Annotated in this window: 18 protein-coding genes; 16 read left to right on the top strand and 2 right to left on the bottom strand. The window is 63.4% G+C overall.

All coding sequences use genetic code 11. The features are described 5' to 3' along the window. Window positions 1–81: 81 nt before the first annotated feature. From U1839_RS18610 to U1839_RS18585, 6 genes are read left to right on the top strand one after another with little or no spacing between them, the layout of a single operon-like run. A complete protein-coding gene (locus tag U1839_RS18610; RefSeq protein ID WP_332805078.1) occupies window positions 82–1,596 on the top strand; it encodes a tryptophan halogenase family protein in 1,515 nt (504 codons plus the stop codon). Next, window positions 1,586–3,112, top strand: coding sequence for a tryptophan 7-halogenase (locus U1839_RS18605; protein ID WP_332805077.1), 1,527 nt, complete (start codon window positions 1,586–1,588; stop codon window positions 3,110–3,112). The genes U1839_RS18610 and U1839_RS18605 overlap by 11 nt, the downstream gene beginning before the upstream one ends. After that, the gene (locus U1839_RS18600; protein WP_332805076.1) at window positions 3,109–4,716 is read left to right on the top strand and encodes a tryptophan halogenase family protein; all 1,608 of its coding nucleotides are present in this window, start codon (window positions 3,109–3,111) and stop codon (window positions 4,714–4,716) included. The genes U1839_RS18605 and U1839_RS18600 overlap by 4 nt, the downstream gene beginning before the upstream one ends. Next, window positions 4,713–6,245, top strand: a complete 1,533-nt coding sequence (locus tag U1839_RS18595; protein WP_332805075.1) for a tryptophan halogenase family protein — start codon at window positions 4,713–4,715, stop codon at window positions 6,243–6,245. The genes U1839_RS18600 and U1839_RS18595 overlap by 4 nt, the downstream gene beginning before the upstream one ends. Continuing rightward, entirely contained in the window at window positions 6,212–7,249 is a 1,038-nt protein-coding gene (locus U1839_RS18590) for a cupin-like domain-containing protein (protein ID WP_332805074.1), read from the top strand. Before U1839_RS18595 ends, U1839_RS18590 begins: the two co-directional genes overlap by 34 nt. After that, window positions 7,246–9,093: a glycoside hydrolase family 9 protein gene (locus U1839_RS18585; RefSeq protein ID WP_332805073.1), complete on the top strand. Its 1,848-nt coding sequence runs from the start codon at window positions 7,246–7,248 to the stop codon at window positions 9,091–9,093. Before U1839_RS18590 ends, U1839_RS18585 begins: the two co-directional genes overlap by 4 nt. On the opposite strand, the gene U1839_RS18580 is transcribed toward U1839_RS18585, so the two are convergent. Then, window positions 9,090–10,112: a cupin-like domain-containing protein gene (locus U1839_RS18580; protein WP_332805072.1), complete on the bottom strand. Its 1,023-nt coding sequence runs from the start codon at window positions 10,110–10,112 to the stop codon at window positions 9,090–9,092. The two genes, U1839_RS18585 and U1839_RS18580, sit on opposite strands and share 4 nt — an antisense overlap. A gap of 247 nt (window positions 10,113–10,359) precedes the next feature. Here U1839_RS18580 and U1839_RS18575 point away from each other — a divergent pair, with 247 nt between their 5' ends. The 10 genes from U1839_RS18575 to U1839_RS18530 all read left to right on the top strand — a co-directional run bounded on the left by U1839_RS18575 (window position 10,360) and on the right by U1839_RS18530 (window position 22,670). Then, entirely contained in the window at window positions 10,360–11,526 is a 1,167-nt protein-coding gene (locus U1839_RS18575; RefSeq protein WP_332805071.1) for an endo-1,4-beta-xylanase, read from the top strand. A gap of 107 nt (window positions 11,527–11,633) precedes the next feature. Further along, window positions 11,634–12,194 (top strand): hypothetical protein, encoded by a 561-nt coding sequence (locus tag U1839_RS18570; protein ID WP_332805070.1) that lies wholly within the window; start codon window positions 11,634–11,636, stop codon window positions 12,192–12,194. Window positions 12,195–12,226: 32 nt separating this feature from the next. Beyond that, complete coding sequence (locus U1839_RS18565; protein WP_332805069.1) at window positions 12,227–12,730, top strand: hypothetical protein; 504 nt, start codon at window positions 12,227–12,229, stop codon at window positions 12,728–12,730. Window positions 12,731–12,813: 83 nt separating this feature from the next. Beyond that, window positions 12,814–14,418, top strand: a complete 1,605-nt coding sequence (locus U1839_RS18560) for a DUF5597 domain-containing protein (protein WP_332805068.1) — start codon at window positions 12,814–12,816, stop codon at window positions 14,416–14,418. Next, a complete protein-coding gene (locus U1839_RS18555) occupies window positions 14,415–17,312 on the top strand; it encodes a glycoside hydrolase family 31 protein (RefSeq protein ID WP_332805067.1) in 2,898 nt (965 codons plus the stop codon). The genes U1839_RS18560 and U1839_RS18555 overlap by 4 nt, the downstream gene beginning before the upstream one ends. A gap of 692 nt (window positions 17,313–18,004) precedes the next feature. Beyond that, a complete protein-coding gene (locus tag U1839_RS18550; protein ID WP_332805066.1) occupies window positions 18,005–18,262 on the top strand; it encodes a hypothetical protein in 258 nt (85 codons plus the stop codon). A 320-nt stretch (window positions 18,263–18,582) separates the two neighbouring features. After that, the gene (locus U1839_RS18545; RefSeq protein ID WP_332805065.1) at window positions 18,583–19,005 is read left to right on the top strand and encodes a hypothetical protein; all 423 of its coding nucleotides are present in this window, start codon (window positions 18,583–18,585) and stop codon (window positions 19,003–19,005) included. After that, entirely contained in the window at window positions 19,002–21,245 is a 2,244-nt protein-coding gene (locus tag U1839_RS18540; RefSeq protein ID WP_332805064.1) for a glycosyltransferase, read from the top strand. Before U1839_RS18545 ends, U1839_RS18540 begins: the two co-directional genes overlap by 4 nt. Next, on the top strand, window positions 21,242–21,667 hold the full coding sequence (locus tag U1839_RS18535; protein WP_332805063.1) for a hypothetical protein: 426 nt from the start codon (window positions 21,242–21,244) through the stop codon (window positions 21,665–21,667). The genes U1839_RS18540 and U1839_RS18535 overlap by 4 nt, the downstream gene beginning before the upstream one ends. A 127-nt stretch (window positions 21,668–21,794) precedes the next feature. After that, window positions 21,795–22,670 (top strand): FkbM family methyltransferase, encoded by an 876-nt coding sequence (locus U1839_RS18530; protein ID WP_332805062.1) that lies wholly within the window; start codon window positions 21,795–21,797, stop codon window positions 22,668–22,670. Window positions 22,671–22,716: 46 nt separating this feature from the next. Here U1839_RS18530 and U1839_RS18525 read toward each other — a convergent pair. Then, window positions 22,717–23,107 (bottom strand): FG-GAP repeat domain-containing protein (locus U1839_RS18525; protein WP_332805061.1); only part of this gene is annotated, 391 nt, incomplete at its 5' end.

The following is a 23,107-nucleotide window of genomic DNA, read 5'->3' as shown; positions in this document are numbered from 1 at the left end:
CCACGCGTGGGGCGATGGTGAGATCGTACGGATTGACAGGCCTGCGCCAGGTGGGCTGCGTCCGGCAGGGGAGGGATGAAGATGGCTGATTCACCTCGCCAACGCGTCGTGATAGTCGGTGGTGGGACCGCCGGATGGATGACTGCGGCAGCGCTCGCCAAGCTGTTGGGGAATCGTTGCGATATCCGGCTCGTCGAATCAGCGGAAATCGGCATCGTCGGTGTCGGCGAGGCGACCTTGCCGCACATTCGCGCGTTCAACGAGCGGCTTGGAATCCGAGAAGCCGACTTCATGGCCTGGACGCGCGGGACGTTCAAACTTGGCATCGAATTTCGCAATTGGGGGCGGATCGGCGACAGTTACGTCCATCCCTTTGGGACCTTCGGGCGCGGGCGCGGGCAAGTCGATTTCCACCATTATTGGACGCGTTTGAAGTTGGGCGGCGTCGATCTACCGCCGCTCGAGGAATTCTCGTTCGCCTGCATGCTGGCGCGGCTCAATCGGTTCGACGTGCCGTCGACCGATCCGCAAAGTCTCGCTTCCACCTTCGGCTATGCGTATCAATTCGATGCGACATTGTTCGCGCCCTATTTGCGCTCGCTTGCCGAAAATCTGGGGGTGCGGCGCAGCGAGGGGCTGGTCGTCGACGTAACGCGCAATGGCGAGACCGGCGACATCGCTTCGATCACGCTGCGCGACGGGGAGGTGGTCGAAGGCGATCTGTTCGTTGATTGCTCTGGCTTCCGCTCACTGCTGCTTGGCGGTGCGCTCGAAGAGCCGTTCCAGGATTGGTCGCACTGGTTGCCGGCCGACCGCGCCATGGCGATGCCGTGCCGAACGATGACCGACGTAACACCCTATACCAGCGCCATCGCGATGCCGGCGGGCTGGCGTTGGCGCATTCCGCTGCAGCATCGCACCGGCAACGGTTATGTCTATTCGAGCGCGTTTCTATCGGACGACAAGGCGGCGGAAGCACTGGAGGCGGCGGTCGAAGGCGAACCGATCGCGCCCCCCCGCCCGCTGCGCTTTCGCGCCGGGCGACGCGAGCGCAGTTGGGTCGGCAATTGCGTTGCGATAGGCTTGGCGAGTGGCTTCCTCGAACCGCTCGAATCGACCAGCATCTATCTGGTGCAGGCGGCGATCACCGCGCTGATCGAACTGTTCCCCGAAAAGCAGGTCTCAAGGGTCGACCGCGACGAGTTCAATCGGCTGATCGACCTCGAATATGACCGGATCCGCGATTTCCTGATCCTGCATTATCACGCGACGACGCGCGATGATTCGCCGTTTTGGGATTATGTCCGCACGATGCCGATCCCCGACAGCCTGGCTGAGAAGATGGAATTGTTCCGGCGGCGCGGGCGCGTCGTCAAATATCGCGAAGGCGTGTTCCTCGATGCCAGCTGGATCGCGGTCTATGTCGGGCAGGGGATCGTCCCCGAGGGCTATGATCCGCGCGCCGAGGCAGTGGACGCAGCCGGCCTGATTGCCGGGATGCGGACGCTGCACGGCGATATCCGCGCAGCGGTGTCGAGCATGCCGTCACACCTCGATTATATCAGGCGTCATTGCGCAATGGCGGATGCGGCGTGAGATGAACGCCGGTAGCGCAGGGCCGAGCCAACCGATTCGTCGCGTGCTGGTGGTTGGCGGCGGTATCGTCGCCTGGTCGGCGGCGGCGGCGTTCAAACGGCGATTGCCGTGGCTCGACCTGGCCATTTTGCCCCACCCGGTCGCCGCAAATGCGCTGGCCGATACAATGGTGCCGACCTTGCCGTCGATCCTGGGGTTCCATGCTGATCTCGGCATTTCCGATGCCGACGCGGTGGTGCGCACCGGAAGCGGGCTCCGGCTGGGCACGCTGTTTTCCGGATGGGCTGCGGCTCCGGGCGATTATGTCCACGCTTATGGTGCGCACGGCAAGCCGTTCGGCGCGACGTCGTTCCACCTGCAATGGACGCGCCTCGCCGCGGCGGGTGTTGCGGCGCCGTTCGATCGCCACGCCCCCGCCGCAGCGCTGGCACGCGCCGGGCGGCTAGCGCCGGCGGGGGCAACATTGGATGGGTTGTTCGACGATCACGACTCCGGGTTGCAACTCGACCTCGTCAAATATCGCGCAATGTTGCAGGCTTTTGCCCAGCATTGCGGCGTGCGCGTGCATGCCGGTGGGTTTGCCGCGGTGGAGCGGCGCACCGACGGATTTATCGATCATGTCGCGCTCGACGACGGCACGACGCACGCTGCCGACCTGTTCGTCGACGCGACCGGGCCGGAAGCTGTTCTGTGCAACCCTGACGACGGCGCTTGGGAGGATTGGTCGCACAGTTTGTTGTGTGATCGCGTGTTGCACGTCGAGGGGCCGGCAGCCGCGACGATGGCGCTGCACGACACGGTTACCGCCACAGCAGCAGGCTGGGCTTGGCAGGCCGCGAGCGTGGCGCGCGCGACCTATGGCCTTTGCTATGCGAGCGCGTTTTGTGGCGATGCGACGGCGGCCGCGCAGTTGCGGACGATGAGCGGGTTGGACGCAGTTGCGCCGCCGACCCGATTCGCTGCCGGAACGCGGCGCACCCCGTGGCAGCGCAATTGCGTCGCGATCGGCGACGCCGCGACGACGATCGAGCCGCTCGAATGGAGCAATCTGCACCTCGCGCACAGTGCGATCGACCGGATCCTGGCGATGCTACCGGGGACCGATTGCGCACCCGTTGAGCTGTCCGAATATAATCGTCAGGCCTATGCCGAGGCGATCCGCGTGCGCGATTTCGTCCTGCTCCACTATGTAGCGGCCAGGCGAAGCGAACCTTTCTGGCGCGCCGCTGCGGCGATCCCGTTGCCGCCAACGCTCGCGCATACGCTCGGCCTGTTTCGCGAGCGCGGGCGCTTGCCGGTATATGAGGAGGAGACCTTTTCGCGCGACAGCTGGCTTGCGGTGTTGTTCGGCCAGGGCGAGCTCCCCGTGCGGATCGATCCGCTGGTCGAGGTGATGCCCGTTGCCCAAGTCGCGCAAGCCATGGCGGACATGCGCGGCGCGATCGATTCCGCACTTTCCGATTTTCCGACCTATGCGGCCTATCGCGCCGCGCAATCGAGGTACGTTGCGTTATGAACGAACATGCGATCCGCGAAGTGGTGATCGTCGGCGGCGGTACCGCCGGATGGATGACTGCGGCGGCGCTCTCGCGCTTCCTCAACACGGGTTACACACGCGTGACGCTGGTCGAGTCCGAGGAGATTGGTACGGTCGGGGTCGGCGAGGCTACGATTCCCCCGTTGCTAACCTTCAACCGCATGCTCGGCATCGACGAGAATGAGTTCCTGCGCGAGACCCAGGCGACCTACAAACTCGGCATCGAATTTGTCGATTGGGGAGGCTTGGGCGAAAGCTATTTCCACCCGTTCGGCTTTTTCGGGAAAGACCTGCAGGGCATCCATTTTCACCAGCTCTATCTGCGCGAAGCGATGCGGCGCCCCATGCCCAACATCGCGGCTTGGTCGATGAGCGCGGTCGCGGCCGGTGCGCGTCGCTTTGCCCGGCCGCGTGCGGATGCGCGCAGCGTGGTGCGCGAATTGCTTTACGCCTTCCATTTCGATGCGGCGCTCTACGCCGCCTTCCTGCGCCGCTATGCCGAGTGCAACGATGTGCGGCGGATCGAGGGCAAGATCGTCGACACGACGCTGCGCGCCAGTGACGGCTATGTGGAATCGATCACGCTCGCCGATGGGCAGACGATTGCGGGCGACCTGTTCATCGATTGCTCGGGCTTTCGCGGGTTGCTGATCGAGGAAGCGCTCGAGACAGGCTACGAGAATTGGCAGCATTGGCTGCCATGCGACCGCGCGGTGGCGGTGCCGTGCAGTTACCCCGGCGATCCCGACCCCTTCACGCGGGCGACCGCGCGCCCGGCGGGATGGCAATGGCGGATCCCGCTGCAGCACCGCATGGGCAACGGCCATATCTATTCGAGCAAGTTCATGGACGATGACGAGGCCGAGCGCATCCTGCTCGCCAATCTGGAGGGGCCGCCGCTTGCCGACCCGCGCAAGATTGCCTTCACGACCGGGCGCCGCAAGCAGAGCTGGAACCGCAATGTCGTCGCGCTCGGCCTGTCGAGCGGGTTTATCGAGCCGCTCGAATCGACCAGCATCCATTTCATCCAGTCGGGCATCGCCAAGCTGATCGCGCTTTTCCCCGACAAGCGGTTCAATCCGGTCGAGCGTGACGAATATAACCGCCAGATGCGCGACCTGTACGAGGATACGCGCGACTTCATCGTGCTGCATTACAAAGCGACCAATCGCAGCGACACGCCTTTTTGGGACCAGTGCCGGACGATGGAGGTGCCCGACAGCCTGCAGCGCAAGATCGACCTTTTCCGCGCCAAAGGCCGCTTGTTCCGCGACGGGCTGGAACTGTTCGCGACGACGAGCTGGGTCGCGGTCGCGCTGGGCCAGAATATCGTGCCTGAGCAGTATGAGCCTGCGGTCGACGCGCTCGATGAGGAAAAGGTCGCGATCGCGCTTGAGCAGATGCGACAAGAATATCAGCACGTCTGTGCGCAACTCCCGCCGCACGGCGAGTTCGTGCGGCACAGTGTCGGACTCGCGGCAGCCGCCGCCGCGCCGCCTGTGCCGCCGCCAGGTGCAGCGGACATGCCGACCTTCTCGTTCGAATCCGAATCGCCCTTCGGCGCACCGGTGTCGCCGGTATGAGGGAGGACGCGATCCGCCGCGTCGTCATCGTCGGCGGCGGAACGGCGGGGTGGATGACCGCCGCCGCTTTGTCGCGCGTGCTCGGTGAAAATCCGACGATCGACATCTGTCTGATCGAATCCGACGAGATCGGCACGGTCGGCGTCGGCGAGGCGACGATTCCGCAGATCGTCCTGTTCAATGCCATGCTCGGTATCGACGAGGCCGAGTTCGTTCGCGAAACCAACGCGACGTACAAGCTCGGCATCGAGTTCGTCGACTGGACGCGGATCGGGCATCGTTACGTCCATCCCTTCGGCTTTTATGGCCTCGACATGAAGGGCGTGGAGTTTCACCATTTCTGGCTGAAGGGCCGCAGCCTCGGCGACGAAACCCCGCTTGACGCCTATTCGCTGTCGGTGATGGGCGCGCTGTCGAGCCGCTTTGCGCATCCGCGACCCGACCAGCCCAATTCGCCTTTGTCGAAGCTCGGTTACGCCTTTCAGTTCGATGCCGGGCTGTATGCGCGCTTCCTGCGCCGCCTGGCCGAGGCTAGCCGCGTGCGCCGCGTCGAGGGGCGGATCATCGATATCGCGCGCAATGCCGAGAGCGGGCTGGTCGACGCCGTCGTCCTGCAATCGGGCGAGCGCATCCCGGGCGATCTGTTTATCGATTGCTCGGGGTTTCGCGGGCTGCTGATCGAAGGGGCGATGGCGTCCGGGTTCGAGGATTGGTCGTCGTGGCTACCGTGCGACCGGGCCTTTGCCGTGCCGTGCGAAAGCAGCGGCGACCGCCAGCCGCTGACGCGCTCGACCGCGCGCGAAGCAGGCTGGCAATGGCGCATCCCGCTGCAGCATCGCACCGGCAATGGCTATGTCTATTCGAGCGCGCATATCTCGGATGACGAAGCTGCCGCGACGTTGCTGGCCAATCTCGACGGTGCGCCGCTCGCCGAGCCCAAGCCGCTGCGCTTCACCGCCGGACACCGCAAGCGCGCCTGGGTCGGCAATGTCGTCGCGCTGGGATTGGCAGGGGGTTTTCTCGAGCCGCTCGAATCGACCAGCATCCACCTCGTGCAATCGGGCATCGCGCGGCTGCTGGCGCTATGGCCGACGCGCCATTTCGACCAGGTCGAAATCGACCGTTTCAATGCCGAAACGCAGCGCGAATATGTCGATATTCGTGATTTTCTCGTGCTGCATTACAAGGCGACCGAGCGCGATGACACGGCGTTCTGGGATTATTGTCGCACGCTGCCGCCGCCCGCCGGACTTGCCGACAAGCTCGCGATGTTTCGCGCCAATGGCCGCGTGTTCCGGGAGCATCAGGAGCTGTTCACCGAAACGAGTTGGCTGGCGGTGATGGTCGGGCAGGGGATCGAAGCGGGCGGCTATCATCCTGCCGCGGACGTGCTGTCGGACGCCGAAACGCTGAGACGGCTGCATCATATCCGCGATGTGGTGCGCGATACGGCCGCCGCCATGCCGTTACAGGAAGTTTACCTGCAGCAAATCGGTTGTTCGCTGATGCCGCTGAAACGCGCGTCGTGACGCCGATCGCCGAATATGGCGCCGTGGATCGCGCGCGCTTCGATCGCGAAATTCGCCCTGCGGGCCAGCCGGCAATTCTGCGCGGGCTGGCAAGCGATTGGCCGGCTGTGCAGGCGGCGCGCAGCTCGGACGAGGCGATGGTGGATTATGCCAAGCGCTTCAGCCATGCGGCGGCGTTTCCGGCGATCGTTGGCGAGCCCTCCATCAAGGGGCGCTTTTTCTACACTGACGATCTCACCGCGCTGAACTTTACACGTGGGCAATCGCCGCTCGATCCGTTTCTCGATCGGCTGCTGCGCGATCGCGGCGCGGCGCAACCCTATGCGATGGCGATCCAATCGGCCCCGGTGCCCGATCTGCTCCCCGGTTTCGCTGCGGAGAATGTGACGGATTTGCTCGACCCGGACGTGGTCCCGCGCCTGTGGATCGGCAATGCGATCCGGGTCGCTACGCATTACGATTTGATGGAAAATGTCGGCGTCGTGATCGCAGGGCGGCGGCGCTTCACGCTGTTCCCGCCGGACCAGTTGCCCAACCTCTATATGGGGCCGCTGGAGCTGACCCCGGCGGGTACGCCGGTAAGCGTGGTCGATCCCGCCGCGCCCGATCTTGCGCGTTACCCACGCTTCGCCGAGGCGTTGCGGTATGCGCAGGTCGCAGAACTGGAACCGGGCGACGCGATCTACATTCCATTTCACTGGTGGCATGCGGTGGATTCGCTCGCTCCGGTCAACCTGTTCATGAACTATTGGTGGAGCCCCGCACCGCCGGGGCTCGGCGATGCCTATGATGCGCTGCTGGCGGGGCTCTATGCGATCGCGGCCTTGCCTGCCGATCAGCGCGCCGCGTGGCGCGAGATGTTCGACTGGATGGTGTTCCGTACCCATGGCGATCCGGCAGCGCATCTGCCGCCCGCCGCGCGCGGTGTGCTGGGGGAACTCGACGCGGAAAAGCTCGGTCGCATGCGCGCGACCTTGCTCGATAGCCTTTCACGGCAGGGATGATGATCATGCACCGGAAATTGCGCGCCTTGATTACCGCCATGATGGTTTGCACCGGGGGCCAGCTATGCGCCGCGGATTCGGACGTGCCGGCAGTCCATGCGCGGCAAATCGCGTTGGGCGGGCAAGACACCAAGCACGTGATCGTGACCACATCGTCTGCCGCGCCGCTGCACTGGACGCTGACCGATTCAGCGGGCCGGGAGGTTCTGAACGGCAGCGCGAAACCCTTCGGCCCGGATGTCGCGTCGGGCGACACGGTGCAGCAAATCGATCTGTCCGAGATCACCCAGGCGGGACGCTACACGCTGACGGTCGCGGGGGCAGAGCCTCGCATCGTCACGATTGCCGCAGCACCGCTTACACCGCTCAAATACGCGGCGCTCAACTATTTCTACCAGTCACGCGCCGGTATTGCGATTGAAGCGCGCTATGCCGGTGGCAAGCAATGGGCACGGCCGGCCGGGCATGCTCACGAGGTCGCTACCTGTTTTTCCGGCAAGGACGAGCAGGGCAATGTCTGGCCCGGCTGCGCCTATTCGCTCGATGTGACGGGCGGTTGGTATGACGCTGGCGACCAGGGAAAATATGTCGTCAATGGCGGCGTTGCGCTGTGGACGTTGCAAAACCTCTTCGAGCAGCAACGCCAGTGGGGCGATACGGCCTTTGCCGATGGCAAGGCGGCGCTGCCCGAGAGCGGCAACGGCATCGACGATCTGCTCGACGAAGCCCGCTTCGAAATGCGCTTCCTGATGGCGATGCAAGTGCCCGACGGAAAGCGGGCGATGGTCCCGGTCGGGCCGCAACCGCGCGGCTCGGCGCTGCGCCTGACCGAAATCGACGCATCGGGCATGGCGCATCACAAAGTGTCCGATCGCAATTGGACCAGGGTGCCGACCGCGCCGGCCGACGACCGGGAGGAACGCTTGCTCTATCCGCCGAGCACGGCCGCAACGCTCAACCTCGCCGCCACCGCCGCACAGTGCGCGCGCATCTGGCGGACGATCGACCCGGCTTTCGCGCAACAATGCCTGCATGCCGCCGAGCGGGCCTTTGCCGCCGCGCTGCGCAATCCGGCGGTCTATGCGCCTTCGACCTTTACGGGGAGCGGGGGGTATGGCGACACCCAACTCGCCGATGAATTCTATTGGGCGGCGGCGGAACTCTACGTTACGACCGGGCGCGCGGTGTTTGCCGACGCGCTGCGCAAGATGGATGCGTTCCGCGCGCCGCTATCAGAACCGAGCTGGGCCAATGTCGCCGCGCTCGGGACGATCAGCCTGGCGACGCAGCCCACTGGCCTGACTCCGACCGAAAGCGCCGCAGCGCGCGCCAGGATCGTTGCGGCGGCGGATGGTTTTCTCGCCGAAGAAGCCACGTCGGGCTATCGCATCCCTCACGCCTCTGCGGCCTTTTCCTGGGGGTCGAATAGCGGGCTGCTCAACCGCGCGATGATCCTGGGGCTTGCGGAGCGCATCACCGGGGATCGCAAATATCGCGATGGAGCTGTCGAGGTGATCGACTATCTGCTTGGCCGCAATCCGCTCGATCAGAGTTTCGTAACCGGATTCGGGACGCGCCCCTTGCTCAACCCGCACCATCGCTTCTGGGCGAAGGCGCTCGACGCGCGTTACCCCGGGCCGCCGCCGGGCGTGCTGTCTGGCGGACCCAATTCGACGGCGATGACCGACGAAGTCGCGCGCACGATGAAGGGCCACTGCATCGGCATGCGTTGCTGGCGCGATGCCAATTCTGCCTTCACGATGAATGAGGTGGCGATCAATTGGAATGCGCCGTTGGTGTGGGTGACGGCATATCTGGACGCGCCGCCGCCGCCGTCGCGCTAACCGAAACGCTGGAGCGCTGCGATCAGGAAGCGCCGGATGCGTGCGCTGCGCTCGTCGCTCGGCGCGCCGAGGACGGTACGCATCCGCTCGGGCAAATGCGTGCCAGCCTGCGGGGCGTCGGCGTCGAACACGAGATGATCGAACCAGCCGCGCCACGCGGCGCGTTCGGCATCGGGCAGATCGCGCACCGCCATCATCGCATGGACCAGAGCCAGGAACGGTGAGGCCGCGCTGTCTTCGCCCCACCAGTAATTGACCAGCACGTTGATCGCGTCGAGCGCCTTGACGTGGTGCCACCACAAAGCGGGCATGAAGATCGCGTCGCCGGGTCCGAGTTCGGCCGTCTGCGCGTTCCTCCATGCCTCGGCGAAGCGCGGATAGCGCTCCAGATCCGGTGCTTCGGGATCGACCATGCTGACCGGCGGCCCCGCCAGCGTATGGTCGAGCGGTCCGATATAGAGATTGGCGAGCTGATCCGGCGGGAACAGCGTGAAGCGCCGCCGCCCGGCAACCACGCACGCAATGTTGGGCGATGCGTCGTAATGCGTCGCCACCGCCGCCGCATTGCCGATCCACAACCGCGCCGTGGCATCGACCGGCAAGTCCAGCCGATTCGCCTCGGCCCAGCCTGGCGAATGCGCCGGTGCGGCAGCGGCATTGGCATAGATCGCGTGCGGCGCGGTCTCGCCGCTTTCGGCGAGGCGCAGCAATTCCGCCATCAATCCGGGCAACGGCACCTGCTGGCGCACGAAATTGAAACCGTTCCAATCGGCATCATAAAAGAAGCGGCCGCCAACCTCGGGACGTGCGATCATCGTGTCGAGCGGGGCGCCGCCGCTGAAGCGCGCAACATATTCCGCGATCGCGCGCGGCCCTGCCTTCCCCGCCGCGACGGCGGGCCAGTGCGCGACCTGGCCGCGCAGCACGACCGGCGTTGCCGACGGTGCGATCTCGCGCGCGAACGTCTCGGGGTCGACCCCGGGGCGCTCGGCAAGGCGGTTCCGGGCGATCGATACCATGGCGGCAAGGTAGCGCACCCATGATCGGCTTGCCAAGCGTGTCGACCATGCCGCGTTCGTCTGCACAATCCCGTGGTGGCGATAATGAATGGGCGGGAGGCGGACATGACGCATTGGCACGCTGCAGGACGCGTCGTGGTGCTGTCCCGCTGTCTGCACTTGACAGGCTCGGAGCGGCGCGACCACGATAGCGCTATCAATAGCGGTGCCGGCAGATGCTCGGACATCGCTCGACGGGGAGAGTGGAATGGCTTTGATCGGCACTGGCGCGCGCGCGGGTATCACGCGCCGCGCTGCGATCGCAGCGGGAGCCGCTGCGGCTGCCTTGCCCGCCATTGCCCATGCCGCGCCCGCCTCAGCATCGGGCCTCAATGCGCTGGCAGTTGCCAAGGGCATGCGCTTCGGGTCGGCCTTTGCGTGGAGCCCTGCCGGCGCCGATGCCGGCTCGTTCGCCAATCCAGCCTATGCGGGGTTGTTGCGCGCCGATTGCGGTGTCTTGGTGGCCGAGAATGAACTGAAATGGCAATCGGTCCGTCCCGGCCCGACCAGCTTTGATTTCAGGCGCTTCGATGCGATGCTCGATTGGGCCGATGCGGCGCATCTGCCGGTCCGCGGACATAATCTGTTGTGGCACCGCACTAAGTGGTTACCGAAATGGCTCAATGCGCATGATTTTGGCCCGACGCCGAAAATCGAGGCGGAGCGCCTGCTGACCAACCACATCCAGACCGTGCTGCGTCGCTACCGCGGGCGGATCGCCAGCTACGATGTCGTCAACGAAACGGTCAACGACCACGACGGGACGCTGGAGCAGACCGTGCTGTCCAGGGCCTGTGGCTCGGTCGAGGGCCTCGTCGATCTCGCCTTCCACACGGCGCGCGCCGAGGCACCGCAGGCGCAGCTCGTGTATAACGACTATATGAGCTGGGAGCCCGGCATGGAGGCGCATTGCGACGGAGTGCTGCGCCTGATCGAGGGCATGCGGAAGCGTGGCGTCCCGGTCGATGCGCTCGGCGTGCAGTCGCACATCATCACGCAAGGAGCGGCCGCAGCCGGGGGCATGTTGGCGATGCAGAAGCGGTGGCAGCGGTTTCTTGATGAAGTGACGGGGCTCGGGTTGACCTTGCTGGTCACCGAATTCGACGTGCGCGACAACGCGCTGCCCGCTGCGATTGGCCCGCGCGATCAGGCGGTGGCTGATTATGCCCGCGCCTATCTCGACGTGATGTTCGCTTATCCGCAACTCCGCGACGTGCTCGTTTGGGGCATGACCGACCGCTACAGCTGGATCGAAGGGTTCGAACCGCGCCCCGACGGATCGCACCGTCGGCCAAGCCCCTATGACGACGGCTTCGCCGCCAAGTCGCTCCATGCGGCGATCGCGATGGCGTTCGAACATGCGCCGAAGCGGTAACGGGACGATAACGCGGCGGCAAAAGTTTGCCGACCGCGCACGATGGAGGAAGATGTAGGATGAGGGGTGCATTTCTAATCGTGTCTGCCGCGCTCCCGGTGTCTGGCTTGTCGGCAGCGGTAGCGCAGACCGTGGCGCCAGCGCCTGCCAAACCCGCAGCCTCTGGCGGGCTGAACGACAAGATGATCAACAACCCGATCACGCCATGGAATGCCTATGGCCCCGGCCAGACCGCCGTGGTGTTCGATAAGGACGGCCCCAAGGGCTATCCGATGACGCGCGTGACGGTGACCGCCAAGGGCGCCAATGCCTGGGATGCCGGTGTCGTCATGCCGTTGACGAAGCCGATCGCGGCGGGAGATGTCCTGTATCTCGCAGTGTACCTGCGCGCGCCCAATCTCAAGGACGGTGAGACGATGCCGATGCCCTTCATCGGCATCACCACCTCGGGTCCGCCCTATGCCAATCTGGCGGGGGATAATGCCGCGATCACCAACCAGTGGGCGCAATATTATGCGACTGGCAAGGCGGTGCAGGCGCTTGCGGCGGGCGGCGCGCAGGCGACAGTGCATCTGGCGGGCGACAAACATGTCGTCGATGTCGGACCGATCCGCGTGTTCGATCTCGGGCCGGCTTTCGACACTTCGCGTTTGCCGCGCAACCAATGAGGACGCGCAGAACACTGGCGATAGCAGCGACGATGATCGCCACGATGCCGCTTGGGGCTGCGACCCGCAAGCCGATCGAAAGCTGGAGCAAGCCCGGGGTTTCGTTCGAGCAATATCGCAGCGATGCGATCGCTTGCGCCGAGCGTGGCTATTATCTCGATATCGCGCACACCGATGATGCCAAGGCGTTCGTGCGCGGCTCGCGCGAACTCGACGACGCGACGCAGAGCGCGGCGACGGCGGCACCCAATGCCGACCCGGTCGACGATGCGGTGCGGCGCGCCAATGAGTATGAGCGGATCCGCCGAAGCGTCGCGCCCGAGCGCCGAATCGACCACCTCAAGACCGTGTTGCAATCCGCCGTCGATGCCTGCCTGCGCGAGCGGGGCTATGCCAAGTTCACGCTGACCGCCGATCAGCGTCGCCGTCTCGGCAAGATGCCGATCGGATCGCCGCAGCGGCGCACCTATCTTTACGAACTGGCGACCAGTCCGGCGGCATCTAAGACTTCCCCATACCCCATGCCGGTGCGATGATCGAAGGGCGGCAGGGCGCGCCGGGCAGTGGCAAGATTCGGTCGGGGGGCCGGTCGCGCTTGGCGTTGATGGTGCGTCGCTCGATGCCACCAGTCTGCTTGTCGCTGGTGCTCGCGGCGTCGGTATTGCCGGCACGGGCGGCGTCCGAGCTGCCGCAACTGGTATCGAAGGACGGGCGCTCGGCACTGTTGGTCGATGGCGCACCGTTCCTGATGCTCGGCGCGCAGGCGAACAATTCCAGCAACTACCCGGACGTCCTGCCCAAGGTGTGGCCGGTGCTCGAGCGGCTCAACGCCAATACGCTGGAAATCCCGGTGGCGTGGGAGCAGATCGAGCCGGTCGAGGGCAGGTTCGATTTTTCCTACCTCGATGCGCTCCTCAAGGGCGCCCGTGAGCATAATCTGCGGCTCGTCCTGTTGTGGTTCGGCACGTGGAAGAACACGGCGCCCGGCTATGCCCCCCAATGGGTCAAGACTGACAATGCACGCTTTCCGCGGATGCGGACGCGCGACGGCAAGCCGCATTACGCGCTGAGCCCGCACGCCCGCACCACGCTGGAGGCGGACAAGCACGCCTTCGTCGCCATGATGCAGCATCTGAAGGCAATCGATCCGCAAAATACCGTCATCATGGTACAGGTCGAAAACGAAACCGGCAGCTACACTTCGCCACGCGACTTCTCGTCCGACGCGCAGAAGCTGTTCGCGCAGCCCATCCCTGCAGCGTTGGCGAAGAAGACGGGCAAGTCCGGCAACTGGACCGCCGCGTTCGGCAAGCTGGCCGATACCGCGTTCAACGCCTGGTATGTCGCGCGCTACGTCGATGAAATCGCCGCCGCCGGGCAGCAGGTCAAGAACCTGCCAATGTACGCCAATGCCGCGTTGAGCGACCCGTTCGGGCCGGCCGAAGCGGACGGTGCGAGCGGCGGACCCAATTGGCCCGTGATCGGCGTATGGCGCGCGGCCGCGCCGCACATCGCGCTGGTCGCGCCCGATATCTACAATCGGGATCCGCTGGCCTATGCGAAATACCTCGATTTGTACGCGCGGCCCGACAACCCGCTCATGATCCCCGAAACCGGCAACTCGGCCGACTATGCGCGCTTTTTGTGGCCGGTGCTCGGGAAAGGGGCGATCGGCTTCGCGCCGTTCGGGTTCGATGCGACCGGTTACTCGAACTATCCGCTCGGCGCGAAGGACGTGGACGATGCCACGATCGAAGCGTTCGCCACGAAATACCGGTTACTCGCCCCGATGGCGCGAACCTGGGCGAAGATCGCGTTCGAGCACCCCGTCTGGGGCGTCGCCAAGATGGAGGATGCCGCCGACCAATCCGTGACCTTCGGGCGGTGGCGGATCACCGCGCAATATGACCTTTGGCGGTTCGGCGAGCGCGACTGGACCTGGATCAAGTCGGATCCCTCGCCGACCAAGGGGCAGCCGCTGGGCGGCGCCCTGGTTGCGCAACTCGCGCCCGACCGGTTCCTCGTGACGGGCAGCGACGTGCGGCTGCGCGTCGCCGATGCGAGCGGCGGAAACGGCCTGATGCTGCGCGTCGAGGAGGGGCATTTCGACGCGCAGGGCCATTGGGTGTTCGAGCGGGTCTGGAATGGCGATCAGACCGATTACGGGCTGAATTTCACCGGCAAGCCGGTGTGGCTGATGGTGACGATGGGGGCGTGGAAATGAGCGCGTTGCGATGGATGGCTCTTGGATCGACGATGATCGCCGCGGTCGGGACCATGGCGGCCTTGGCTTCGGGCGTGGCGTTCGCCGCTCCCGAGGCCGCAGGATCAGTCGCGCGGATTGGCCATGGCGTGGTCGTCACCCCGGCCTCGGGCGCGGCAAGGCGCGTGCGCGCCCTTGCCTATGGCGACGCCACATTTCGCGTGACGGCGGTGCCGGAGAGCAGCTTCGACGACGTACCCGACAGCCTGATGGTCATCGCCAGGCCTGACGGCAACCCGGTGATCGTCAATGCCCATGGCTATGTGTCGCTCACGCTGCCCAGGGCGAGCGCGCGTATCCGCCTGTCCGATGGATCGGTCAGCTTCTTCGATGCCGTGGGCAAGCCCCTGCTGACCGAAGCGCCGCGTACCCCGTTCCGACCGGTAGCGATCGAGGGGAAACCGTATTTCTCGCTCAGTCAGCAGTTCAACCGTGGCACCGATGAGGGGTTTTACGGGCTCGGTCAGCATCAGAACCGGCAGATGAATTACAATGGCGAGGACGTCGAACTCGCCCAGCACAATATGGACATTGCGATTCCGTTCGTCGTCTCGACGCGCGGCTACGGGCTGCTGTGGGACAATGACGGGATCACGCGCTTCGGCAATCCGCGGCCTTATGCGCTAGTCGGCGACCACCTGAAGGTGACGAGCGCGGGCAAGCCGGGATGGAAGGCCGATTATTACCTCGGCGCCACGCTCGCGGTCAGTCGCCAGGAAAAGACGATCAACTATCAGTTTATCCGCGACCAGAAGAACTGGCCCGCAGCGGGAAAATCCACCGTCAAGCCGTCGGGCGAAAGCGGGCAGAACACCGCCGGCGTCAATATCCAGGAACAGAAGGTCGTGTGGACCGGCAACGTCACGGCCGACCGCACCGGGGTCCACAAATTCCGGCTCTACGCGTCCAGCTATATGAAGGTCTATGCCGACGGAAAATTGGTGCTGTCGCATTGGCGGCAGAACTGGAACCCGTGGTTCCACAATTTCGACTTGCCGATGGCTGCGGGCAAGCCCGTTGCGATCTGCGTCGAGTGGGAACCCAATGCCGGCTATATCGCGCTGGTCCACAATGATCCGATGCCGACGGCCGACCGCCATTCGCTGTGGATGACGTCTGATGTCGGCAAGGACATCGATTATTATTTCGTTGGTGGCGGCAGCATCGATGGGGCTATCGCGGGCTATCGCACGCTGACCGGCAAGGCGTCGCTGATCCCCAAATGGGCCTATGGTTTCTGGCAAAGCCGGCAGCGCTACAACAGCGCGACCGAACTGGTCGATGTGGTGCGCGAATATCGCAAGCGCGCCATCCCGCTGGACAATATCGTGCTCGACTGGCGCTACTGGGTCGACGATCAGTGGGGCAACCACGATTTCGATGCCAGCCGCTTCCCTGATCCCAGGAAGATGGTCGATGATGTCCACGCGCTCGACGCACGGATCATGATTTCGGTTTGGGCCAAATTCTATCCGAACACCGCGAATGGCAAGGCGCTCGATGACGGGGGTTTTCTCTATCGCCGTCCGCTCGATGCGGGGCAGAAGGACTGGGTCGGCCCAGGCTATGCCAACACCTTTTACGACCCCTATACCAAGGCCGCGCGGGATCGTTATTTCGATCAGGTCAACGACAAGCTCGTCTCTAAGGGCTTCGATGGCTGGTGGCTCGATTCTGACGAGCCCGACTGGCATTCGAATCTGTCGATCGAGGAGCGGTCGTTTCAAATGGGACCGACCGCGCGCGGTCCGGGTGCGGCGGTGTTCAACACCTATCCGCTCGTCCATGTCGAGGGGGTCGCCGACAATCTGCGCCGCGTCCAGGCGGGGCGCCGTGCGTTCATCCTGACGCGGTCGGCGTTCGGGGGCATCCAGCGGTCAAGCGCGGCGGTATGGTCGGGCGACGTTGCGGCGCGCTGGGACAATCTGCGGGATCAGATATCGGCGGGGGTCAACCTCTCGATGTCGGGCGTGCCCAACTGGAGCCAGGACATTGGCGGGTTCGCGGTCGAGGATCGCTACACCCAGCAGCGCCTCGCCGATCAACCCGAATGGCGCGAACTCAACCTGCGCTGGTTCCAGTTCGGTGCCTTTTCGCCGCTCTTCCGCAGCCACGGTGAATTCCCGTACCGCGAGATCTACGAGATCTCGGCCAAAGACCCCGCGATGCAGGCATCGATGATCTGGTACGACAAGCTGCGCTACCGGTTGATGCCGTACATCTACACCACCGCCGCAGACACCTGGTTTTCCGATGGCAGCATCATGCGTGGGCTGGTGATGGATTTCGGCGCCGATCGCCGGACCTGGGGGATCGACGACGAATATATGTTCGGTCCGTCATTGCTCGTCGCGCCGGTGTCCGAGTTCAAGGCGCGGAGCAGGCGAGTCTATCTGCCGGCCGGGGCAGCTTGGTACGACTTCAATCGCGGCACCTATTACCCTGGTGGCCAGTCGATCCTCGCGGCGGCGCCGTACGGACGCATGCCGATGTTCGTGCGCTCCGGTGCGATCCTGCCGACCGGGCCGGACGTTCAGACCACTGCCGAACAACCCGGCGGGCCGATCGTCCTGCACGTCTTTACGGGGGCCGACGGTCGCTATTCGCTCTACGAGGATGACGGGCTCAGCGATGGCTATGCGAAGGGCAATTATGCCCGCATCCCGGTGCGCTGGGACGACAAGGCCGGATCGCTGACGATCGGAGCACGAAGCGGCAACTATGACGGGATGGCGACGAAGCGATCGATCTCGGTGCGCTTCTATTCCCCGAAGAGCACATCCGCGCCCGATTTCAGCCCAAATGCCGCACAGACGCTGGTATATGACGGCCGCACCATAACGATCCACCGCTGAACGGACGGGGGCAGGGGGGGCAGCCCGCCGCTCGAAGGCGCCGATGTCATGTGACGCAAAGCAGCGCGCCAGCGGCCAGGAAGCAATGGTAGGTCCCGATTCGCGCATTGCCCGTCTGCATCCCGGGTTATGGTGTCAGTCGCCATTGGCGAGGGCGTGCTACGCCCAATCGACGCGAGCAGCCGTCGTCGCGGACCCCTCGGGCCCCGGAAGCGCGCACCCATCACATCGCCGAGCAGCTTGCTGCATGTATTGGGCGGAGCGGGAGGAATCTCAGACTCCTTCGTATCAATATGATTTTTCGATGAAAAAACCTTCACCGCTGCCGGCGACCCCACATTTTTCCCCACACTTGGCGCGAGATTTTACGGAGCGATGCGGTACGCCTCGCGACCGCAATGCGCCCAAATTCGGTCGTTCAGCCTGCTTTTGGTTTCTCCTGAAGGCGGATCTCCGCAGCGCGCTCGAAAACTCGCTGAAATCGAATGCCCGGGCTCGGGTAATCCGTCGGTCAGGGTGGAGGCTCGGATGAACAGGCTGCGCGCGCCGACGCCGAGCGTGACCTGTGGTAGTATGACGTAATCGATGCAACGTGCGCGGTCACTTCGGGACCGCAAACCGTTCAAACCACAATATTGCAGGTTGCAAAGGTGTAACCGCTTGGCAACTTGCCTCCGCGGAGGACGATTTCGATGGCATCCAAGGCGCCGATTGCAGAGGCGCCGCGTACCCTTGATGCCTATCAAAACGGCGACGGCTTCGTTGCGCTTTTCGATTTCTTCGACGACCTGATCTTTCTCGTAGAGGATAGTGCCGAAGCTTCGACTTGCTTTTATCAGATGAAGTCGCGAACCGGCTCGACATGGACTCCGAAGCGGTTCACGAGAAGGCTGGCAAGAGGAGATTTGCCCACGTCCATCGTCGCCAAGGCCTATAACGCGGCGCGATGAGGACGGTCGATCCGCTTTCATGCCGATGGCCGGAATGTGGCTTGACATGAGACCTTTACCATAGAACGCAGTAGGCTATCCCATTATCGTGGGGCTGGTCGCGCGTCGCGGGCCAAGCAAGGGGGGCCGTCATTTTGTCAGTATTCCGTACCGCGCGTGATCGCGTGGCGCGATCCATCACCAACGCGGCCAAATCGGCCGCTGGCACACGGCCTGACGCTCCTGCGCGCGGTAGCGAATTCTGGACGCGCGTCCGCAAGGCGGACGCCGATCGAGATGCACATCGCTGGCACGAAGCGGAAGTCGGTTATGAGGCAGCCTTGGCGCTCGATCCGCGTTGGGGGGGGTATTGGGTCCAGCATGGCCATATGCTCAAGGAGCAGGGGCGCAACGCCGAAGCTGAAACTTCCTATCGTACCGCGTGCGCGATCGGCGGGGCGCCCGAGGATGTGCTCGACCATCTGCGCTTCGTGTTGCAGCAGCAGGGCGTCGATGACGGAAGCTTTCCTATCCGGTTTCGCAAAGACGCCGCGACAGGCGCTGATCAGTTGCCAACCCGCCCGACCATCACTGCACTCGCGCGACTGGTGTGGCACGTTGACGGCCTCGACGCGGAGGAAATCGTCGGCTTGATGCGCAGCTGCGCGACGCTCGATCAGGTTCTCGCCCGGATGATCGCCGATCCGTGCTTCGAGCGTGCCAACTGGAACTGGCTCGAACTCGTTCAAGAAGGTGAGTTGTGACGCACGATCCGAGCACTGCGCTGCCGAGCGTCAGCATCGTCATCAATACGTTGAACCGCGCCGATTTGCTCGATGACGCGATTCGCGGCGTGTTCCAGCTCGACTACCCTTCTTTCGAGTTGATCGTCGTCAATGGCCCATCAACCGACCGGACCGAGGAAGTGCTGGCGCGCTGGTCGGACCGGATCAAGCATCTACGGTGCGATGTCCCGAATCTCTCGGTCTCGCGAAACGTCGGGATCGCAGCGGCCGCCGGCGACATTGTCGCCTTTCTCGACGATGATGCGGTGCCGCATCCCAAATGGCTGAAAAAGCTCGCGCCCCACTATCAGAATCCGCGTTTGGGGGGCGTTGGTGGCTTTACCGTCGATAATACCGGCGTCCGCTGGCAGGTGCGCAAGACGATCTGTGACCGCTTGGGCAACGCCCATTTCGTCAATGCCATTTTCGACGAAGGGACGCTGAATTTCCCCGGCACTCCCGCTTATCCCAGCCTGCTGGGAACAAATTCGAGCTTCCGACGCGCGGCGCTCCTTGAAATCCGCGGGTTCGATCATGTGTTCGCTTATTTGCTCGACGAAACAGATGTGTGCTTGCGGTTGGTGGATGCAGGCTGGCACATCAAGTACGAGCCATCGGCCCTGATCTTCCACCAGTTCGCGGAGAGCCATGTTCGCTCACCGTCTCGCAAACCTCGAACGCTCTACCCATCGGTCGTCAGCAAGACCTATTTTGTCAACCGCCACGGCCAGCAAACCGGTCAGACAACGATAGCAAGGGCACTGGAAGATTATCGCGAGGAATTGTTCCGCGCGAACAAGTGGCTGGCGGACCATGGCGACATCTCTCATAGCCATAGGACCAGCCTCGATCTCGACGTCGAAGTCGGCACGGAAACCGGGCTCGCTGCAAGCCACAAGGCGCTGAGCGAAGGCAAGCGACACGGAGACCTGTCGCTCGATCGGGATCCGGGCAGGTTGCTGAAATTGAGCGGCACAGATGATCTGCGCATCGCGCTCGTCTCGCAGGGTATTCCGCCTGCCAACGATGCCGGCATCGCGCGATGGACGGCATTGGTGGCGCAAGGTCTACGCGACCTCGGCATCAAGGTTCACGTCATCTCGCGAGCGACGGCGCTCCCCAGCCGGCGGTTCCGCGACGGAATCTGGCATCATGCCATTGCCGCCGACGTGGAGGGAGGGCCAGCGATTGCGGCGCATTATGGCCTTCCGGCCTCTGGTGTCGGTGAGTGGATCGCCGGGGTAATGAGGGAGATAGACTTCATCAAGACCTTCGGGTTGGACCTCGTTTCCTTTCCCATCTGGGACCTCGAAGCGTTGCCGGTGCTAGACGATCCGAGCCTGGCGACGATCCTCAGCCTCCACACCAGCTATCTCCTCGCGCGACCGTTCAAGCCGGAGTGGAATGCGCGCGTCATTTATGGACGCAGCTTCATCGACAAGATGATCGCGGCGGAGAAAGGGGCGCTCGAACGCGCGCCCGCCATCCTCGCCAATAGCCATACCGTGACGCGCGAGATCGAGAAAGCTTATGGCGTCGACATCGCGGCGCGGTGCGAAACGGTGCCGCACGGGACGCCCGACATCCTCGCCGATTGTGGTATATCGCTGGACGAAAAGCGAGCGAGGAGCCGCCAGCGCGGGGGCCTGCGCGTGCTGGTGCCGGGCCGCATGGAAATTCGTAAGGGCTATGATCTTTCGTTGAAAGTGGCGGCGGCAATGTTCGACGCGGCCGACGTCAATTTCGATTTCGTCGGCCAACGCGTTGATGGTGAGATCGCGACCAAGGCGGAGGCCGAAAGCGGGGTCGAGATAGGAAAGCTGAAAAACGCGACTTTCCACGGGCTGGTCAGCCGCGAACGCCTCGATGAACTTTTTGCCGACAGTGATATCGTACTGGTGCCAAGCCGCTTCGAATCGTTCGGCTTGGTCGCGATCGAGGCGATGTCGGCTGGCGCGCCGGTGTTGGCCATGGCGGCCGGCGCGCTGCCCGAAGTGGTGGATGACCTCGTGTCGGGACGTCTGATACCGGAGAACGCCGATTTTGTGGCCGCAGCGTGCGATATATTGCTCGGGCTCGCGCGCGATCCAGCGGCACTTGATCGACTTAGCCAAAGTACACATACGCGGTACCAGGAAAAATACAGCGTTTCAGTCATGGCGGCTCGTCTGGCGCAAATTTATCGCGACGCTGTCGCCGCGCGAAAGGTGCAAGCATGATCGACAAACAGTGGTTTGACGAGATTTGTAAACTCTCTGGCGCCAAGCTGGGGGGCCTGGATAGCGCGACCCTTTGCGATCATCTGGGTGACATCGAGGAGGTTCTGCCGCATATCATGACGATTGCCAGCGGCTTTGCGGATTGGCCACGTGCCCGGGCCGCGCTACGTGCGGCGGCGAAATCACATATGCGGCCGACCCAGATGCGTCCAGTAATGGATCTGGGCGGATCGGTGGCGCGCCGCGCGCCCAGCGGCCTCAACGCAAAGCTTAACTCGTTGCTGATCGCCGAAAGCATTGATTGGAAGCCGGATTGGGAAGAACGCGGGCCCGCAACTCCCGAGATCGAGAAAATGCTACAATCAGCAAGACTCCAAGCCGGTGACACAAATGATAATCCCGAGCTGTTTATCGAATTTTGATAAGGAACAAGGCAGCTCACTTGCGGGTTACGACAGCCGGTCGTTGAGAGTGGGATTAGCGGCAAGACCGATCAGGCGTCCCTGACCTTCGAGGGAGCGAAAGCAACAACAAGAAAGACAGATCGCGATGATCGAAGACATGCAGCTACAGATTATCGAGAAATTAGATTCTCTAAATAGAGATATTGCCGAGATAAAGGAAACAGTCCGCGCGATCAGGCAGCTTGTCGGCCCCTTCGCAGCAACTTTCCCCGACGGCTCCATGCTTACTCAGACGATCCACGGCGTCAAATATTTTATCGACCCCGACGATATGATCATTGCACCGCAGATGATCGTCTACCGGCAATGGGAATCGGACTTGTCCAACCTGTTCCGTGAAATTTGTACGCCGGACAGTGTAGTCGTCGATATCGGAGCCAACTTCGGCTACTTCACCTGCCTGGCGGGCGTGCTGATAGGCGCACGCGGCAATGGTCGAATTTTCGCCTTCGAGCCGAACCCGAAGCTGGCCGGGTTGCTACGGCGCAATCTGGAGATCAACTGGTCGATGGCACCGATCGAGGTGCACGAAGTTGCGGTCGCCGATTTCAGCGGGGAAGTGACCCTATACATTCCGCGGGCGCATGGCGCCAATGCGAGTCTTTCGGCATCGGAATCACCCGATGCGGATCGCGTGAAGGTGGCAGCGGTGCGGCTTGACGACGTCGTTCCGGCGAACGTGGTCGTCGATCTTATGAAGATCGATGTCGAAGGTCATGAATATGGTGTCCTGAGCGGCGCAAGGAAAATAATTGAGCGCTCGCCGGAGATCAAAATCATCATGGAATGGTCGCGAAGCCAAATGGCGGAAGCAGGGGTCGACCCGGACAAAATCATCCAATATTTTGAAGGGTTTCATTGCTATCGCATTGAACTCGGAAGCGACCCATTCGCGCATCGCGAGAGCATGGAATGGCTGTTATCACAGACTTATGTCGATGTGATGTTTTCCCGCCGGTAGCCCGACGGATGCAGCCGGTTTCATCCCGCTGATGGTAGTGCTCACTTCAAACGAGATGGAAGCCGGTATTGGCGGTGCCGAGCATTGATCCCTGTAGGATGTGTGTATCGTCCATCAGCCATGCGACATAATGGCCGGAGGCATCCTGGAACACGAGGTCTGCCTTGCCGTCGCCGTTGATGTCGAACAGTTTGGCGAGGGTGTAGCTGCCGCCGGGATTGCCGATATTGCCGCCGCCGGTGATCGCGGCGCCGTCGAGGTCCCAGCTGGCATAGACGCCGGTGGTGCTGTTCTGGAACAGCATGTCGGCCTTGCCGTCGCCATTCAGATCGGCCAGCCCCTTGAACGTCCAGCCGGCACCGGGATTGCCGATACTGCCACCGCCGATGATCGCCGTGTCGTTGAGGAACCAGGAGGCGTAGTCGCCCGATGCATCC

The sequence above is a fragment of the Parasphingomonas halimpatiens genome (genome assembly GCF_036663795.1).
Lineage (GTDB): Bacteria > Pseudomonadota > Alphaproteobacteria > Sphingomonadales > Sphingomonadaceae > Sphingomonas.
This window is presented reverse-complemented; position numbering and strand designations above follow the sequence as displayed.